Below are 17963 nucleotides of genomic sequence, written 5' to 3'. Positions count from 1 at the left end.
GGCGCCAGCGCCCCGTGAGCGGCTCAGCCCGCGGTCGCGTCCTTGCCGCGCTCCAGCGCCGCGAGCAGCTCGGGCATCGCCAGCGCGCGCTCGACGCTCAGCAGCGCCAGGCCCGAACGCGCCGACTCCGGCAGCTCGCCGGGATCGCCCGCCAGCACCACGGAACCCTCGTAGTGCCGGTAGCGCAGCTCGGTCAGCACGCGCCCCACCGGCAGCAGCTGCATCTCGCTGTCGAGCACGATGGCGTCCGGCGGGCCACCGCCCTCGCCGTCTGCCGGCGGAGCGTCGTCCAGGAACACCAGCGCCGCCGCACCGCTGCGCATCACCGTGCAGCGGTAGTTATGCAGGCGCAGGCCGTCGGCGATGATCGACAGCCGCGATGCCTCCTCGCCCACCACCAGCACGTGACGGCCGGCGCCGTCGAAGGCGCGCTCCTGCGCCGCCGCGGGCAGCACGTTCCTCAGCGGCAGATGGATGTCGAAGCGCGTGCCCATGCCGGGCCGGCTGTGCACGCGCAGCACGCCCTGGTGGTTCTCCACGATCCGGCGGCACGACAGCAGTCCGAGGCCGGTGCCGCCCTCCTTGGTGGTGAAGAACGGGGTGAACAGGCGCGCGCGCACCTCCTCGCTCATGCCCATGCCGGTGTCGATCACCGACAGCCGGACGTACTCGCCCGGAACCGCCGCCTCGTCCTCGAGGATGTCGCCGCGGCCGAGTTCGCTGCGCCCGGCGGCCAGGGTCAGGGTGCCGTCCGGCGGCATGGCCTGGATCGCATTCAGGCAGAGGTTGAGCAGGCACTGCTGCAGCTCGGTCTCGTTGCCGGCGACCGACAGGTCCTCGTCCTCGACCTCGATCTCCAGCGCCATCGTGCGCGGCCGCGTGCCCTGCAGCAGCAGGTCGGTGGCGCGGAACAGCTGCGCGACCACCAGGTGCGGATTGATCTGACGCGCGCCGCGGGCGAACGACAGCATCGACGCGACCATGTCCATCCCGCGCTTGGCGCAGGTCTCGATCATGGTCGCGAACTTCCTGACGCTGGGATCGGTGCCGGCCCGCTCGGCGATCATCGGCGCCGCGATCAGCAGCGGCTGCAGGATGTTGCGCAGGTCGTGCGACAGTCCGCCGGCCAGCAGCGCCAGGCTCTCGTAGCGCTGCGAGCGCACCAGTTCCGATTCGGCCTGGTCGCGCGCACGCTGCTCGGCCGCCTCGATCAGGGCACGCTGGGTCGCGGCGCCGAGCCGCGCCGGCTGGTTCTTGAGGATGTAGTCGGTCGCGCCCTGGCGCAGCGCCTCGATCGCGGTCTCCTCGCCCATCGTCCCCGACACGAACAGGAACGGCATGCGCGGGCTGGCCTCGCGCACGATCGCCAGCGCCGCATGCCCGCTGAAGCCGGGCATGGCGAGGTCGGACAGCACGATGTCCGGCTGGAAGTCGGCCAGCGCCGCGCGCAGGCCCGCCTCGTCCTCGACGCAGCGGACCTCGACGTCGAGCCCGTCCTCGCGCAGCAGATCCGCGATCAGCTCCGCGTCCTGGGGATCGTCCTCCAGGTGCAGGACGCGGATGGTGCCGGGATGGACCTCGAGCAGGCGGCGCATCATGGCCGGGTCAGAGCTCCAGCGGGCTTTCGTTGAGCACGGCCCAGAACTGGCCGAGGGTCTGCACGGCGCGGAAGAACTGGTCGACGTCGACCGGCTTCACCACGTAGGCGTTGACCCCGAGGTCCCAGCTGCGGGCGAGGTCGCTCTCCTCGCGCGAGGAGGACAGGATCACCACCGGGACCTTGCGCAGGTGCGGGTCGTCGCGCATCTGGCGCAGGACCTCGAGGCCGTCCATGCGCGGCATCTTGATATCGAGCAGGACCACCGCCGGCATCTCGTCGCCGCGGTCGGCGAACGCGCCGCGCGAGAACAGCCAGTCCAGCGCTTCGACACCGTCCTCCACATGCACGATCGGGTTGGCCAGGCGCGCCTCGTTCAGCGCGTCGATCGCCATCTCCGCGTCGGCGGGGCTGTCCTCGGCCAGCAGGATGGGACGCAGGATCTTGCTCATAGGGTGCCGGTCTCTCAGGAGTGGGTGGTGTTGCCAGGCAGGGTGAAGCGGAAGGTGGCGCCGGCCTCGGGCGCGGCCTCGGCGTCGATGCGCCCGCCATGGCGGGCGAGGATACGGCGGACGCTGGCGAGGCCGATACCGGTGCCGGGATACTCGCTGGCCTTGTGCAGGCGCTGGAACACGCCGAAGAGCTTGTCGGCGTAGGTCATGTCGAAACCGGCGCCGTTGTCGCGGATGAAGAACTCGTGGCTGCCGTCGTCGCGGCGCGCCGCGCCGATCTCGATCTCGGCGACCTCGCGCCTGGCCGTGTACTTCACCGCGTTGCCCATCAGGTTCTGCCAGACCGCGCGCATCATGTTCTCGTCGCCCATCACCACCGGCAGCGGCTGGATCCGCCAGCGCACGTCGCGCTCGCCGAGGTCGGCCGAGACGATGGCGCGGGTCTCCTCGACCACCGCCTGCATGTCGACCGGTTGCAGCCGCATCGCGCCGCGGCCCAGGCGCGAATAGACCAGCAGGTCGTCGATCAGCGCCGCCATGCGCGCGGCGGAGTCGCCGATCACCCTGAGGTAGTGCGTGGTCTTCTCGTCCGCGTCCTCGCCCAGGTGGCGGCGCAGCTTGTCGGCGAAGCCGCCGACGTGGCGCAGCGGCGCGCGCAGGTCGTGGGAGACGGAATAGCTGAAGGCCTCGAGCTCGCGGTTGACCTCGGTGACCTGGTCGACGCGGCCGGCCAGCTGGCGGTTGAGGTCGCGGACGTCGTCCTCCGCGCGCTTGAGCGCGGTGACGTCGCCGGTGGTGAGCAGGGCGACGCGGTCGGCGCTGTCGGGCAGGCGCATGCGTCGCGCGTTGACCAGCAGCACCCGCTCGGCGCCTTCGGCATTGAGCTGGCGCAGCTCGTAGTCCCAGAGCTCGCGGTCGCGGCCGAGCACGTCGCTCAGGCGCTGCAGCAGGGCGGAATCGAACCAGTTGCCGGCGATGTCGGCCAGCGCTACGCGCTGGTCGCGCGCCACCTCGTCGAGCCCGTAGAACTCGGCGAAGGCGTCGTTGTGCAGGACCACGTCGAGCTGGCCGTCGATCAGCGCGATCGGCTCGCGCGCGGTCTCGAAGATCGCCTGCGCGCGCGCGATCGCCTGCTGCGAGGCGCGCTCCGCGGCCAGGCGATGGCGCAGCTGGCGCTCGGTCAGCATCAGCACGACCGCGAGCAGCGCCAGCTGCAGCAGCATCGCCACGACGTTGATCACGTCGAGTCGCTTGACGTTGCTGGCCGCGGCCGCCTCCCGCTGCTGCAGCTTCGCCTCCTCGTCGCGGAGCAGGCTCTCGGCCAGCGGGCGGAACGGGAACTCCTGCACCGCGGTGATCATGGCCACGTCCGCCGCGGCGATGTCGCCCGCCTCGATCGCCACGACCGCCTCGTCGATCAGGCGCAGGCGCGCCTGCAGCATGCTGCGCAGCTCGCCGACCCGGACCTGCTGGTTGGAATCGTCGCGGGTCAGCAGGGCCACGCGCTGCAGGCCTTCGAGGACGCTGTCGCGGTTCTGGGCAATCGTCGCCCTGTCGAGCGTGTCGAGCAGGCCGAGGCGGTAGCGGTAGACCACGGCCTCGCTGTCGCGGATCCCGTAGAGGAGGTCGTTGAGCGCGCTGCGCACCTCGCTGGTGTGCGCGACCCACTCGGACGAGGCCAGCGCGCGGTCGGTCTCCTGCCGACTGAGCCAGAACGGGACGGTGACGATCAGGATCACCGCGGCGGCGAGCAGGCCGAGCCGCAACCGGAAACCGTCTTGTGCCACCGAGACCGCCATTCGCCTCCCCGTACTCCCAGTCCGTCCACGCAAGCGCGCCGGGCTGCCCCGGCGTAACCGGACGAGTATGACACGAGGCGGCAGCGTCGGCGCCAGACGCAGGACCGTGCACGGCCTTAACACATCCGCGGCTACCCTCGGGCGCTTTGCCCCACCCGGAACGCACCGAACCATGAGCATCCATCCCCGCGCCGGCCAGCTGCCGCAGGCTTCCGACCTGGTCGATCTCGACGAGCTGGAGAAGGCGTACTACGCGGTCACTCCCGATGCCGCGCGCGCCGAGCAGCAGATCGCCTTCGGCACCTCCGGGCACCGCGGCTCGTCGCTGCGCGCGAGCTTCAACGAGGCGCACATCCTCGCGGTGACCCAGGCGGTGTGCGACTACCGGCGCCAGCAGGGGATCGACGGGCCGCTCTACATCGGCCGCGACACCCACGCCCTCTCCGGGCCGGCGCTGCGCAGCGCGGTCGAGGTGCTGGTCGCCAACGAGGTCGAGGTCCGCGTGGACGGCGGCAGCGCCTACACGCCGACGCCCGCGGTCTCGCACGCCATCCTGGTGCACAACCGCGGCCGCCGCGGCGGCCTCGCCGACGGCATCGTGATCACGCCCTCGCACAATCCGCCCGCCGACGGCGGCTTCAAGTACGACCCGACCACCGGCGGCCCGGCCGAAGCCGAAGCGACCAAGGCGATCCAGGCGCGCGCCAACGCCCTGATCGCCCAAGGGTTGCGCGAGGTCCGGCGCACGCCCTGGGAGCGCGCGCAGGCGGGCCTGGTGCGGCACGACGTCCTCGGCGCCTACGTCGAGGACCTGGGCGCGCTGATCGACATGGACGCAATCCGCGGCGCCGGCCTGAAGCTCGGCGTCGACCCGCTCGGCGGCGCCGGCATCGACTACTGGCCGCGCATCGCCGAACGCTACGGACTCGACCTGACGGTGACCGATGCCACCGTCGACGGCACCTTCCGCTTCATGCCGCTGGACTGGGACGGCAAGATCCGGATGGACCCCTCGTCCAGGCACGCCATGGCGCAGCTGCTCGAGCTGCGCGACCGCTTCGACGTCGCCTTTGGCTGCGACACCGACCACGACCGCCACGGCATCGTCGCTCCGAGCGTGGGCCTCCTGCCCTCCAACCACTTCCTCGCCGTGTGCGTCGACTACCTGTTCCGCGAGCGCGGGCAGTGGCGCGAGGCGGTCGGCATCGGCAAGACCGCGGTGTCGAGCGCGATGATCGACCGCGTCGCCGCCGACCTCGGCCGCGGCGTGGTGGAGGTGCCGGCGGGCTTCAAGTGGTTCGTCGGCGGCCTGCTGGACGGCAGCCTCGGCTTCGCCGGCGAGGAGAGCGCCGGCGCGACCCTGCTGCGCCGCGACGGCGGCGTGTGGACGACCGACAAGGACGGCATCGCGCTGGGCCTGCTGGCGGCGGAGATCACCGCGCGCCGCGGCCGCGATCCCGGCGAGGTCTATGCCGGCATCGAGGAGTGCCTCGGCCGCGCGCACTATGCACGCATCGACGCGCCGGCCTCGGCGGCCGAGCGTGCCGCGATCGGGAAGCTGTCCAGCGACGCCGTCACCGCGGGCGAGCTGGCCGGCGACACCATCGAGTCGGTACTGACCCATGCGCCGGGCAACGACGCGGCGCTGGGCGGGATCAAGGTGTCGAGCGCCCACGGCTGGTTCGCCGCGCGGCCCTCGGGCACCGAGGACATCTACAAGATCTACGCCGAGAGCTTCCGCGACGCCGCGCACCTGGCGCGGATCCAGGAGGAAGCCAGGGCCATCGTCGGCGCCGCGATCGGCGCGGCCTGAGCCGGCATCGCCGGCGCCCGCCACGGGCGCCGGCGCTTGCATCGCTCCGGCGCCGCCCCCACCCTCCGCGTCCCGTTCCTGCGCGGATCCTCGCGTGACCGACACTGCATCCGAGGCGCGCGCCGAAGCGCCGCGCCGCGGCCGACGCCGCCGTCCCGACACCGACGCGCCCAAGGGCCGCGTCTCCGCCTACCGCCGGCTGCTGCCCTACGCGCGCCGGCACCGCGCCCTGATCGCGGGCTGGCTGGCGTTCCTGGCGCTGTCCTCGGCGGCGACGCTGGGGCTGCCGGTGGCGGCGCGCTTCATGATCGACCGCGGCTTCGGCCAGACCGACCCTGCCCTGCTCAACGCGGGCTTCGTCGCGCTGTTCGCGGTCGCCTGCCTGCTCGCCTTCGCCGGCGCGGCGCGCTACTTCTGCGTGACCCTGCTCGGCGAGCGCGTCGCCGCCGACGTGCGCACCGACCTCTACGACCACCTGCTGCATCTCGACCAGGCCTTCTACGAAGGCACCCGCTCGGGCGAGCTGGTCTCGCGGCTGTCGGCCGACACCGAACGCGTGCAGAGCATGGTCGGCTCGACCCTGTCGCTGGCGCTGCGCTCGGGCGTGACCCTGATCGGCTCCGGCGTGATGCTGCTGGTGACCAGCCCCGCGCTGGCGGGCCTGACCGCGCTGGTGATCCCGGCGGTGATCCTGCCGATCGTGATCATGGGCCGCCGCGTGGAGCGGCTGTCGCGCGAGAGCCAGGACCGCGTCGCCGACGCCACCGCCGTGGCCTCGGAGTCGCTCGGCGCCATCCACACGGTGCAGGCCTATTCGCGCGAGGAGCGGGAAAGCGCCCGCTATCTCGGTGCGGTGCGCGATTCGCTGCGCACCGCGCTGCGCCGCATCCGCATGACCGCGGTGCTGACCGCCATCGTGATCCTGCTGTCGTTCGGCGCGATCACGCTGGTGCTGTGGGCCGGCGCGCACAAGGTGCTCGACGGCAGCATGGACGCCGGCGTGCTCGGCCAGTTCGTGCTGTACGCGGTGATCGCGGCCGGATCGGTGGGCGGGCTGTCGGAGGTGTGGGGCGAGATCCTGCGCACCGCCGGTGCGCTCGGGCGCATCGGCGAGCTGATGGACGCGCAGCCGGCGATCCGTTCGCCGGCCGCGCCGGAGCCGCTGCCGCGGCCGGTGCGCGGTGCGCTGGCGTTCGAGGACGTGCGCTTCTTCTACCCCACGCGGCCGGACACGCCGGCCTTGGCCGACTTCGACCTGGCGGTCCGCCCCGGCGAGACGGTGGCCCTGGTGGGACCGTCGGGCGCCGGCAAGTCGACGGTATTCCAGCTCCTGCTGCGCTTCCACGACCCGGCCGGCGGCCGCGTCACCCTCGACGGCATCGACCTGCGCGCGCTCGCCCTGCCCGAGTTGCGCGGCGCGTTCGCGCTGGTGCCGCAGGACCCGATCCTGTTCGGCGCCTCCGCCGCCGAGAACCTGCGCTTCGGTCGGACCGACGCCAGCGACGCCGACATGCACGCCGCCGCCCGTGCCGCCGCCGCGGAGGAGTTCATCCAGGCCATGCCGGAAGGCTATGCGACCTCGCTCGGCGAACGCGGCGTGCGCCTGTCCGGCGGCCAGCAGCAGCGCCTGGCGATCGCGAGGGCGATCCTGCGCGATGCGCCGGTGCTGCTGCTCGACGAGGCCACCAGCGCCCTCGACGCGCAGAGCGAGCGCCTGGTCCAGCAGGCCCTCGACGGCCTGATGCAGGGCCGCACCACCCTCGTCATCGCGCACCGCCTGGCGACGGTCAAGCGCGCCGACCGGATCGTGGTGATGGACCGCGGCCGCATCGTCGCCCAGGGCCGGCACGAGGAACTCGTCGCCGCCGGCGGCCTCTACGCCGACCTCGCCCGCCTGCAGTTCTCGACCTGAGGCCGTGCGGAAGGGAGCGATCCGCGCCTGCGCTTCCGCTCCCTCCCCCTGGCCGGGGTCGATCGCGATGCGGCAGGCGCAGCCCGCCTGTCAGCGTCCCTGCGCCGCCCAGCCCGCCAGCACCTTGTCGAGCGTCAGCGGGAACTCGCGGATGCGCACGCCGCTGGCGTTGTAGACGGCGTTGGCCACCGCCGCGCCGGCGCCGCAGATGCCGAGTTCGCCGATGCCCTTGGCGCCGAGCGCGTTGACGATGTCGTCGTGCTCCTCGAGGAAGATCGCCTCCACCTCGGGCGCGTCGGCATGCACCGGGATGTGGTATTCGGCGAGGTCGCGGTTGACGTAGGCGCCGCTGCGCGCGTCGACGAAGGTCTCCTCGGTCAGCGCCGAGCCGATGCCCCACACCAGCCCGCCCAGCGCCTGCGAGCGCGCGGTCTTGGGATTGAGGATGCGCCCGGCCGCGAACACGCCGAGCATGCGCCGCAACCGGATCTCGCCGGTATCGGCATCGACCGCCACTTCGGCGAAGTGCGCGCCGAAGGTCTGCTGGTCGTAGTCCTGGGACACGTCGCCGGGCTCGATCCGGCCCTGTCCGTCGACGCCCGCCGCCGCCTGCCGCGCGAGCAGGCGGACCAGCTCCTCGCGCCTGCCGGCGGCTTCGATCCAGCCGCCGGCGAAACGTGCGGAACTGCGCGCGCCGGCGTCGACCCCGAACAGGGCCGAATGCGCATCGCCCGCCGCCAGATCGAGCAGCTGCCGGCGCACGTCGAGGCAGGCGCGGTGCAGCGCGTTGCCCGCGCTGGCCGCGCCGACCGAGCCGCCGGAGCCCGAGGCCTTGGGGAAGTCGGTGTCGCCCATCTCGATCCGCACCGCGGCCGGATCCAGCCCCAGCGCGTCGGCGGCGATCTGGGTCAGGATCGTGTAGGTGCCGGTGCCGATGTCGGTCATCGCCTGGCGCGCGACCAGCCGCCCACCGGCGTCCAGGTGCACGCTGGCGCTGGAGGCCATCAGCATGTTCGGACGGATCGCGGACGCCATGCCGTAGCCGATCAGGCTGCGTCCCTCGCGACGCGAGGCCGGCGTGCGCGGGCGCTGGTCCCAGCCGAAGCGGCGCGCGCCCTCGTCCAGGCATTCCACCAGATGCCGGCTGCTGAAGGGCTTGCCCTTCTCCGGGTGCACGTCGGTGTCGTTGCGCCGGCGCAGTTCGAGCGGATCCATGCCCAGCTTCTCGGCGAGCTCGTCCATCGCGCACTCGAGCGTCAGCATGCCGATCGCCTCGCCCGGCGCGCGCATCGAATCCGACATCGGCAGGTCCAGCCGCACCAGCCGCAGGCGCGTGCTGCGGTTCGCCGCGGCGTAGAGCGCGCGCGTGCAGGTGACGGTCGGCTCGATGTGGTCGTCGAACCAGGCGGTCTGCTGCCAGCTGGTGTGGCCGATGCCGGTGAGGCGCCCGTCCGCGTCGGCGGCCAGGCGCAGGCGCTGCACCGACTCGTTGCGATGGGTGCAGTTGTGGAAGGTCTGCTGCCGGCTCAGCGCGGTCTTGACCGGACGCCCGAGCCGGCGTGCCGCGACGGCCGACAGGATGGCGTCGCACTCGGTGGTGAGCTTGCCGCCGAAGCCGCCGCCGATGTAGCGGGCGACGATGCGCACCTGCTCCTTCGACATGCGCAGGGTGTCGGCCACGCTGGTGCGGCCCTCGGCCAGCATCTGGTGGGCGACGTGGAGGGTGAGGCGTTCGCCGTCCCAGGCCGCGAGCGTCGCGTGCGGCTCCATCGCGTTGTGGTGCTGGTAGGGCGTGGTGTAGGTGACGTCGACCACGTGCGCGGCCGCGGCGCAGGCGGCGTCGAGGTCGCCGATCTCCGAATCGGGCAGGCCACCGCCCTCGAAGCCCTCGTCGCGATGCGGCTCGACCCGGGTGTCCAGGTCGGCCTTCTCCACCTCGTACTCGACCCGCACCAGGAACGCGGCCGCCCGCGCCTGCTCGAAGCTCTCGGCGACCACGAAGGCGACCGGGTCGCCCCAGTGCCGCACCTGGGTGCCCTGCAGGTAGGGGCGCGGCCGGCTCAGGCGGCTCTTGGCCACGCGCGGGCCGAACGGCGCCAGCTCGGGCGCGTTCTCGTGGGTCAGGACCAGGACCACGCCCGGCGCGCGCTCCGCCGCGGAAGTATCGATGCGGCGGATGCGGCCACGGGCGACGGTGGCGCCGACGACGTAGCCGTAGGCGGTCTCGCCGCTCCCGGCGAACTCGTAGGCGTAGGGCGCGCGACCGGCGACCTTGAGCGGCCCGTCGACGCGATCGAGGGCGCGGCCAATCTGCGCATCGCCGGCCAGCCCGGGCGTCACCTCGCGAAGCCGCGCGTTCATGCCGCACCCGCCTCGATGCCGGCGGCATCGGCGAGCGTGCGTGCCAGCGTGCGCCGCGCCAGCGGGATCTTGAAGTCGTTCCCGCCCTGCCCGCGCGCAGGCTCGAGCTCGGCCTCGGCCGCGGCCAGGAAGGCGTCGTGGCTCGCGGGCCGGCCGACGATCGCCTTCTCCGCGCGGTGCGCGCGCCACGGCTTGTGCGCGACGCCACCGAGCGCGATGCGGGCGTCGCGCACGGTGTCCCCGTCCAGGTCCAGCGCCACCGCGACCGACACCAGGGCGAAGGCATAGGAGGCGCGGTCGCGCACCTTGCGGTAGCGCTGGCGCGGGCCCGGCGGCGCGGGCAGGTGCACGGCCACGATCAGTTCGCCCTCCTCGAGCACGGTCTCGCGGTGGGGCGTGTCGCCCGGCAGGCGGTGCAGCTCGTCGATGGCGATGCGGCGGCCGCCACCGTCGGGGCGCAGGGTCTCGATCTGCGCATCCAGCGCGTTCAGCGCCACCGCCATGTCGGAAGGATGGGTGGCGATGCAATGCGCGCTCGCACCGAGGATGGCGTGGATGCGGTTGACGCCGCCGATCGCGCCGCAGCCGCTGCCCGGCTCGCGCTTGTTGCAGGGCGCGGCGACGTCGTAGAAGTAGTAGCAGCGCGTGCGCTGCAGCAGGTTGCCGCCGGTCGAGGCCTTGTTGCGCAGCTGCCCAGACGCACCGGCCAGCAGGGCCTCCGCCAGCAGCGGCCAGCGCTGGCGCACGCGCATGTCGGCGGCGAGGTCGCTGTTGCGCACCTGCGCGCCGATGCGCAGGCCGCCGTCCTCGCCGTCCTCGATGCGGTCCAGCGGCAGGCGGCTGATGTCGACCAGGTGCGGCGGCGTCTCGATCTGCAGCTTCATCAGGTCGAGCAGGTTGGTGCCGCCGGCGATGAAGCGCCCGCCGGGATGCGCCTGCAGCGCGGCCACCGCGCCGCGCGCGTCCGCGGCGCGGTCGTAGGAGAACGGCCTCATCGCACGCCCTCCCCGTCCGCCACCTCGCGGATCGCGCCGAGGATGTTGGTGTAGGCCGCGCAGCGGCAGAGGTTGCCGCTCATGCGCTCGCGGATCTCGTCGTCGCTGAGCTGCGGCCGCGTCGCGACATCGGCGCTGGCATGGCTCGGCCAGCCGGCGCGGACCTCGTCGAGCATCCCGACCGCCGAGCAGATCTGCCCGGGCGTGCAGTAGCCGCACTGGAAGCCGTCGTGCTTCACGAACGCCGCCTGCATCGGATGCAGCGCCTCCGGTTCGCCCAGGCCCTCGATGGTGGTGATGGCGTCGCCCTCGTGCATCACCGCCAGGGTCAGGCAGGCGTTGATGCGGCGGCCGTCGATCAGCACCGTGCAGGCGCCGCACTGGCCGTGGTCGCAGCCCTTCTTGCTCCCGGTCAGGCGCAGGTGCTCGCGCAGGGCGTCGAGCAGCGAGGTGCGGGTGTCGAGGTCGAGCGCGTGCTCGCTGCCGTTGACGTTGAGGCGGATGCGGCGCTGGTGGAGGGACGCGCTGGCGGCGTCCGTCCGCGCATCGGAGCTGGCGGTGGACATGGCTTGCACCTGAGGGGGCGACGCCAGCGATGCTCTACCCGCCGCCGTGTGCTCCATGTGTGCCGCGCCAGCGCTCGAGGTCCTCGGGCGTGTCGATGTCGACGTGGATGCCCGGGTCGTCGACCTCGACCCGCAGCACGTGGTGCCCGGCGTCGCGCAGCACACTGCGCAGGCCGGCGTCGCCGTCGAGGCGCCTCGCCATGCCGATGGCGCTGCGCCCGAGCAGCACCGGATTGCCCGGCGCGCCGGCGTGCACCGGGATCGCGGCGATCCTCTCCTCGCGGTCGGCCTCGTAAGCCTCGCGCAGGCGGCGGTAGGTCTCCTCCTGCACGCTGGGCATGTCGGCGAGGACCACGAAGGCCTGGTCGATGTCCTCGCGCAGCGCGTCCAGGCCACGGCGCAGCGATCCGGCCAGGCCCGCCTCGGGCGTGGGATTGGCGATGCGCTGCAGGTGTGGACACGGCAGGTCGAGATCGCTGGTGCCCGCCGCCTCGCTGGTGACCAGCACGACCTGGTCGAGCCCGAGGTCGCGCAGCGGGCGCATGGCCTGCTCCAGCAGGCTGCTGCCGTCGGCGGACAGCAGCAGCTTGCGTCCGTCCATGCGCCGCGACAGCCCCGCTGCGAGGACCACCGCCGCGGTGCCGCGCAGCGCGTTCATCCCGCCCGTTCCCGCGACACCCGCACGACGTCGGCCAGGATCGACAGCGCGATCTCCATCGGCGTCGCCGCGCCGATCGGCAGGCCCACCGGCGCGTGCAGGCGCACGATGTCGTGGGCCTCGACCCCCGCCGCCTCCAGCCGTGCGACGCGCTCGTCGCGGCGGCTGCGGCTGCCGAGCGCGCCGACGTAGAAGGCGTCCGAGCGCAGGGCGTCGACCAGGACCGGCTCGTCCAGCGAGAGGTCGTGGGTACAGACCACCACCGCCGTCCATGCGTCCGGCGGGTGCCGCGACAGCGCGGAGTCCGCGGTGTCGCGCGCATAGCCGATGTCCAGGTCCGGCGGCGGCGCCTCCGGCCCGTTGGGCCGGATCAGGAGCACCTCGTAGCCGCTGCTCCGGGCGAGCCCGGCCAGGGCCAGGGCGACCGCATCGCCGCCGACCAGGACCAGGCGCGTGGCCGGCACGAACGGGACGCACCAGCCGACGCCGGCGGCGTCGCCCCGGCTCTCGTCCTCGTCGGCACCGGCGCCGGCATCGAGCACCGAAACCGCCGGATCCACGAGGCAGAACCGCGACACGCCGTCGTCGGCCACGCCCCAGATCGCCGGCCGGCGAGTGCGCGTGGCATCCGACAGCAGGCGCATGTCGGCATCCTCGGGGCCGACCCGGCGCAGGTCCACCTCGATCCGGGAACCGCAGGCGAGCTGGATGTCGACGAAGGGACTGCCGCGGCCGAACACCAGCCGCTGCGCGGCGCCGCTTTCGAGCGTCGGCCGCGCCAGCGCGGCGACCGCGGCCTCGACGCAGCCGCCGGACACCGCGCCGAAGCTGCGGCCGTCGGCGCGGATCAGCATCTGCGCGCCGACCGGGCGCGGCGTCGGGCCGCTGGCATGGACGAGGGTCGCGACCGCGCAGGACTCGCCGTCGCGCAGGGCGTCGAACAGATGGGGACGCACGTCGTCGACGAGCGCGCCGACCGGCCACTGCGGCCAGGCGGCGGGGACCTCGGCGGTCGCTCGCGGCAACGCGACGGTCGGCGCCTGCAGCGCCTCTTCTGGGGGCATCGGGTCTGGAACTCCGGGGGAACGGACGGCGCGTCGCGCCTGCGCGACGACCTTACCGCGTCATGCTCCCCCCGGCGCCGTGACGGACCCGTCCAGCGGCGCCCGGCGCTGCGTCAGTGTGTTCCGGGAGCGGCCGCGGCGCCAATGACCGCGGCGCCCGCGACCGGGCCCGGCACTGCGTCCGCGGCGACGGGAGCCGGCGTCGGCGCATCATCGGCGGGCGCGAGCCCGGGCACGACGCCTGCCTCCTCCCCCACCGCCGGCGGCGCATCCGCGGCGATGCCGAAGGCACCGTCGGCCGCGGCCTCTTCGGCCAGGCTGTTCATCACGATGATGCTGATCCGGCGGTTGGTCGGGCTGCGCGGGTCGACCTTGTCGAACAGTACCGACGAGCCCAGTCCGACCACGCGCGCCATCTTCTCGTCCGGCATCCCGCCGCCGCGCAGCGCACGCCGCGCGGCATTGGCGCGGTCGGCCGAGAGCTCCCAGTTGGTGTAGCCGTCCTGGCTGCCCTGGTAGGGCGTGGCATCGGTGTGCCCGGACAGGCTGACACGGTTCGGCACCGCGTCCAGCGACTCGACCAGGTCGTTCAGGATCGCCGAGGCGTAGGGCTTCAGGTTGGCGCTGCCGGAGTCGAACATCGGCCGGTTGAGCTTGTCGATGATCTGGATGCGCAGGCCTTCCGGGGTGATGTCGAGCAGCAGCTGGTCCTTGAATGGCGCCATCGCCTGGCTGGCCGCGATCGCCGCCTCGATCTCCTGCTTGAGGTCCTCCATCCTCGCCTTCTCGGCCGCCTGCGCCAGGCGCTTCGCATCGGCGCCGTCGATGGCCTTGGCGCCGATGTCGGGGCCCATGCCCGACGGCAGGTCCATCGCGCCGCTGGTGCGGATGACGTCGTTGGCGGCGCCGCCGTCGCCGATCGAGCCGGCCGCCGGCACCAGGCTCTGGCCCTGGATGGGGCTCGGATTGCGGAAGTACTCCGAGATCGCCGCCTTCTGCTCCTTGGTCGCCGCGCCCAGCAGCCACATCACCATGAAGAAGGCCATCATCGCGGTCACGAAGTCCGCGTAGGCCACTTTCCAGGCGCCGCCGTGGTGTCCGCCGGCGACCTTCTTGACCCGGCGGATGACGATGGTGGGTTCGGCCTCCACCTCAGGCCGCCTTGCGCTGGCCGCGCAGGTGGGTCTCGAGGTCGGCGAACGACGGGCGCACGTCGGAGAACAGCAGCTTGCGCGCGAACTCCACCGAGATCGTCGGCGGATAGCCGCGCACGCTGCAGACGAAGGCCATCTTCACGATCTCGAAGGCCTTGCCCTCCTCGTGCGCGTGGTGGGCCATCGCCGCGGCCAGCGGACTGGCGAAGCCGTAGGCCAGGAGGATGCCGAGGAAGGTGCCGACCAGCGCCGCGCCGACGTGCGCGCCGATCGCCGCGGTGTCGCCGCCGTCGAGCGAGCCCATGGTGATGACGATGCCCAGCACCGCGGCGACGATGCCGAAGCCGGGCAGGCCGTCGGACAGCGTCTGCACCGCGTGCGCCGGCTCGGCGGCCTCCTTCTGGTGGGTTTCCAGCTCGATGTCGAGCAGCTGCTCGAGCTCGTGCGGATTCATGCTGCCGGCCACGATCAGGCGCAGGCAGTCGGTGGTGAATTCCATCAGGTGGGTGTCCGCCTGCACCTTGGGGTACTTGGCGAACAGCGGGCTGGAATCGGGCTTCTCGATGTCGGCCTCGACCGCGATCAGGCCCTCCTTGCGCATCTTGGAAAGCACGTCGTAGACCATCGACAGGATGTCGACGAAGTCCTCGCGCTTGTACTTGGCGCCCTTGAGCAGGTGCGGAATGCTCGAAAGCACGGCCTTGACCGTCTTCATCGGATTGGCCGCGATGAAGGCACCGAGCGCGGCGCCGCCGATGATGACCAGCTCGTAGGGCTGCCACAGCGCGGCGAGGTGGCCGTGGGACATGACGTAGCCGCCGAGGACGCTGGCGATCACGACGACGAAACCGATGATGAGGAGCATGGAGCTGGCGCCGCTGCGGAAGGGGTCGCCTGGGTTATCGGCCGGAGTCCGCCGGAGGTTTAGCGCCGCGACACCGTTTTCACGCCGCGCCTGCATGGGCGGAGCGGGATCGCCCGGCCCGCCTTGAGCGGCCCGCGCCGGGTGGCCACAATCGCCGACCTTTCCTTTGGCGCCCGCGCATGTCCATCCTGTTCCGGCTCGTCGCGATCCTCGAGATCGCAGGCGGCTTCTACGGCCTCGCCACCGCCTGCAAGCGGCTGCTGCTGGGTGGCTTCGGCGGCAGCGGCGCGCTGCTGCTGGTCGTCGGCCTGGTGCTGTCGGCGCTGGCGCTGGTGGCAGGGGTCATGCTGATGGAGAACCAGGCCCAGGGCGCACGCCTGTCGCGCATCGTCCAGGCGCTGCAGATCCCGCTGATCGGCACCCCCTGGCTCAGCTACGCCTGGCATGTCGGCGCCACCGTTCCGCTGAGCATCGCCTTCGGCCGTTCAGTCAGCGCCGATCTCGACTGGGCGATCCCCTCCGCAGGCTGGCGCTTCGCGCTGGCCGGCCCGTCGACGGTGCACCTGGGCGTGAACCTGCTCGCCCTCACGCTGTGGCTGGTGCTGCGCTTCGCGCGGCGCTGATCCGGCGATCGCTCAGCGCAGCCCGGGCTCGAAGCGCGCCACCAGGTCCCAGGCATCGCCGCGGAAGCGCTGCCGCACGCGGGTGACCGCCTGCTCGCCGCGCCAGGTGCCGCGCTCGAGCACCAGGCAGGCGGTGCCCGGTTCGACCTCGAGCAGCGCGGCCGCGTCCGCGTCCGCGCTGGCCGCGCTGATGCGGTGCTCGGCGCGCGTCCACGGCACCCGCTGCAGCAGCCAGCTTCCGGGCGGCTCGCTGTCGAAGGTCGCCGTCGCCGCCTCCGGCACCGCGGCCACCGCGACCAGCCGGTCCTCCAGCGCGATCGGGCGGCCGTCGGCCAGGTGCAGGCCCTGCAGCGCGAGCAGCCTGCCCGCGCCCGCCAGTTCGAGCTCCTGCGCGTCGCGCCGGCGCGGCGCGCGCAGCCGGCGGGCGACCAGACGGAAGCCATAGCGCCAGCCGCGCGAGGCGACTTCGTGGGCGATGTCGGGAATCGCCAGGGCCACCGATTCGATGTGCGGATGCGGCGTGGCGACGAAGGAACCCGCGCCGCGCCTGCGCACGACCGCGCCCGCGTCGGCGAGCAGGCTCAGCGCCTTGTTGACGGTCATGCGGGAGCAGCCGTAGCGCGCCATCAGCGCGTGCTCGGGCGGCACCCGGTGCCCCGGCGGCCATTCGCCGCTGCGGATGCGCGCCTCGATGTCGCCGCGGATGCGCTGGTGCAGGCTGGTCGCCACGTCAGTCCCGCAGCAGCCCGGCGACGGCCGCGGTGAAGCGCGCGGCGACGGCGTCGCGGTTGCGATGGCGCCCGTCGGCGACCACCCGCCGACCGCGCCGCCACACCGTGCGCACCGCCCCGCCACGCGCGGCGAACACCAGGCTGTCGAGCAGCGCATCGCCGTCGCGCGCGGCGAGCGCGGGATGCGCGGCGTCGAGTTCGACCAGGTCCGCCGCCGCGCCCACGGCCAGCCCCGCGGACGCGCCCAGCGCCTGCGCCCCGCCGGCGAGCGCGCCGGCGTAGAGGAAGCGCCCGCTCGATCCGCGGCCGTCCGGCACCAGCACGTTGCGCGCCCGCGCCGCCAGCCGCTGCCCGTACTCGAGCAGGCGCAGTTCCTCGGCGGCGTCGATCAGCACGTTCGAATCCGAACCGACGCCGAAGCGGCCGCCCGCCGCGACGAAGTCGCGCATCGGGAACAATCCGTCGCCGAGGTTGGCTTCGGTGATCGGGCACAGCCCGGCGACCGCGCCGCTCGCCGCCAGCCGCGCACACTCGCCGGCGTCCATGTGGGTGGCGTGCACCAGGCACCAGCGCGGGCCGATCTCGGCGTGGTCGAGCAGCCACGCGACCGGGCGCTGGCCCGACCATGCCACGCAGTCCTCGACTTCCTTCACCTGCTCGGCAATGTGGATGTGCACCGGGCCCGCGGCCAGCGGCAGCAGCGCGCCGAGTTCCTCCGGCGTGACCGCACGCAGGCTGTGCGGGGCGAGGCCGAGCACGGCGTCCGGCAGCGCCCGCAGCGCCGTCGCGCTGGCCTCGAGCAGGGCGGAGAAGCCGTCGACGTCGTGCACCAGGCGCCGCTGCGCCGGCGACGGCGGGGCTCCGCCGAAGCCGGCATGGGCGTAGAACACCGGCAGCAGGGTCAGGCCGATGCCGGTGTCCTGCGCCGCCGCGGCCAGGCGTGCCGCCATTTCGGCGCGGTCGGCGTAGGGCCGGCCATCGGAGTCGTGGTGCAGGTAATGGAACTCGCCCACGCGGGTGAAGCCGGATTCGAGCATCTCGACGTAGGCCATCGCCGCGATCGCCTGCATGCGCTCCGGGTCGAGCCGGGCCAGGAAGCGGTACATCAGCTCGCGCCAGGTCCAGAAGCTGTCGCCGCGGCCGCCACCGTGCTCGGCCAGGCCGGCCATGCCGCGCTGGAAGGCGTGGCTGTGCAGGTTGCCGAGCCCGGGCAGCGCGATCGCGAGACGCTCGGCGCGCGCGTCCGCTGTCGCGCCGGCTTCCACGCGCACGATCCTGCCGTCGCGCGCCTCCAGCGCCACGTCGCGCGCCCAGCCCTCCGGCAGCAGCGCACGCTCGAGGTGGAAGCGCTGGATCTCGGGATCGGACATGGG

General features: G+C 73.1%; 15 protein-coding genes. 3 read left to right on the top strand and 12 right to left on the bottom strand.

What is annotated here, in order from left to right:
* Positions 1-23: 23 nt before the first annotated feature.
* The 3 genes from KB893_RS00385 to KB893_RS00375 are packed head-to-tail and all read right to left on the bottom strand — an operon-like array spanning position 24 to position 3836.
* Positions 24-1598, bottom strand: a complete 1575-nt coding sequence (locus KB893_RS00385) for an ATP-binding protein (protein WP_211926948.1) — start codon at positions 1596-1598, stop codon at positions 24-26.
* Positions 1599-1605: 7 nt separating this feature from the next.
* Positions 1606-2049 carry a response regulator gene (locus tag KB893_RS00380; protein ID WP_213173292.1) on the bottom strand — a complete coding sequence of 148 codons (444 nt, stop codon included), beginning with the start codon at positions 2047-2049 and terminating at the stop codon, positions 1606-1608.
* Positions 2050-2063: 14 nt separating this feature from the next.
* On the bottom strand, positions 2064-3836 hold the full coding sequence (locus KB893_RS00375; protein ID WP_425491082.1) for a sensor histidine kinase: 1773 nt from the start codon (positions 3834-3836) through the stop codon (positions 2064-2066).
* 184 nt (positions 3837-4020) lie between these two features.
* On the opposite strand from KB893_RS00375, the gene pgm reads away from it, so the two are divergent.
* Both pgm and KB893_RS00365 read left to right on the top strand, forming a co-directional pair.
* Positions 4021-5661: a phosphoglucomutase (alpha-D-glucose-1,6-bisphosphate-dependent) gene (gene pgm / locus KB893_RS00370; protein WP_211926331.1), complete on the top strand. Its 1641-nt coding sequence runs from the start codon at positions 4021-4023 to the stop codon at positions 5659-5661.
* Positions 5662-5755: 94 nt separating this feature from the next.
* A complete protein-coding gene (locus tag KB893_RS00365) occupies positions 5756-7573 on the top strand; it encodes an ABC transporter transmembrane domain-containing protein (protein ID WP_211926330.1) in 1818 nt (605 codons plus the stop codon).
* 90 nt (positions 7574-7663) lie between these two features.
* Here the strand turns inward: KB893_RS00365 and KB893_RS00360 are convergent, their stop codons facing one another.
* The 7 genes from KB893_RS00360 to motA form a co-directional block, all read right to left on the bottom strand.
* Positions 7664-9934 carry a xanthine dehydrogenase family protein molybdopterin-binding subunit gene (locus tag KB893_RS00360; protein ID WP_211926329.1) on the bottom strand — a complete coding sequence of 757 codons (2271 nt, stop codon included), beginning with the start codon at positions 9932-9934 and terminating at the stop codon, positions 7664-7666.
* The gene (locus KB893_RS00355) at positions 9931-10929 is read right to left on the bottom strand and encodes an FAD binding domain-containing protein (RefSeq protein WP_211926328.1); all 999 of its coding nucleotides are present in this window, start codon (positions 10927-10929) and stop codon (positions 9931-9933) included. Before KB893_RS00355 ends, KB893_RS00360 begins: the two co-directional genes overlap by 4 nt.
* Positions 10926-11552, bottom strand: a complete 627-nt coding sequence (gene paoA, locus KB893_RS00350) for an aldehyde dehydrogenase iron-sulfur subunit PaoA (protein ID WP_211926327.1) — start codon at positions 11550-11552, stop codon at positions 10926-10928. The genes KB893_RS00355 and paoA overlap by 4 nt, the downstream gene beginning before the upstream one ends.
* Entirely contained in the window at positions 11530-12153 is a 624-nt protein-coding gene (locus KB893_RS00345) for a nucleotidyltransferase family protein (protein WP_211926326.1), read from the bottom strand. The genes paoA and KB893_RS00345 overlap by 23 nt, the downstream gene beginning before the upstream one ends.
* Complete coding sequence (locus KB893_RS00340) at positions 12150-13217, bottom strand: XdhC family protein (RefSeq protein WP_211926325.1); 1068 nt, start codon at positions 13215-13217, stop codon at positions 12150-12152. Before KB893_RS00340 ends, KB893_RS00345 begins: the two co-directional genes overlap by 4 nt.
* A gap of 113 nt (positions 13218-13330) precedes the next feature.
* A complete protein-coding gene (motB, locus tag KB893_RS00335; protein ID WP_211926324.1) occupies positions 13331-14368 on the bottom strand; it encodes a flagellar motor protein MotB in 1038 nt (345 codons plus the stop codon).
* 1 nt (position 14369) lies between these two features.
* Positions 14370-15236, bottom strand: coding sequence for a flagellar motor stator protein MotA (motA, locus tag KB893_RS00330; RefSeq protein ID WP_211926323.1), 867 nt, complete (start codon positions 15234-15236; stop codon positions 14370-14372).
* Between the two features lie 179 nt (positions 15237-15415).
* Between motA and KB893_RS00325 the strand changes: the two genes are divergently transcribed.
* A complete protein-coding gene (locus KB893_RS00325; protein ID WP_211926322.1) occupies positions 15416-15859 on the top strand; it encodes a hypothetical protein in 444 nt (147 codons plus the stop codon).
* A 12-nt stretch (positions 15860-15871) separates the two neighbouring features.
* Here the strand turns inward: KB893_RS00325 and hutC are convergent, their stop codons facing one another.
* On the bottom strand, positions 15872-16576 hold the full coding sequence (gene hutC / locus KB893_RS00320) for a histidine utilization transcriptional repressor HutC (RefSeq protein WP_211926333.1): 705 nt from the start codon (positions 16574-16576) through the stop codon (positions 15872-15874).
* 13 nt (positions 16577-16589) lie between these two features.
* Positions 16590-17960 (bottom strand): formimidoylglutamate deiminase, encoded by a 1371-nt coding sequence (locus tag KB893_RS00315; protein ID WP_211926321.1) that lies wholly within the window; start codon positions 17958-17960, stop codon positions 16590-16592.
* Positions 17961-17963 lie beyond the last annotated feature (3 nt).

The organism is Coralloluteibacterium stylophorae (genome assembly GCF_018122625.2).
Lineage (GTDB): Bacteria > Pseudomonadota > Gammaproteobacteria > Xanthomonadales > Xanthomonadaceae > Coralloluteibacterium > Coralloluteibacterium stylophorae.
Note: the sequence above shows the minus strand (reverse complement) of the source record. Positions and strands in the feature narration are given on the sequence as shown.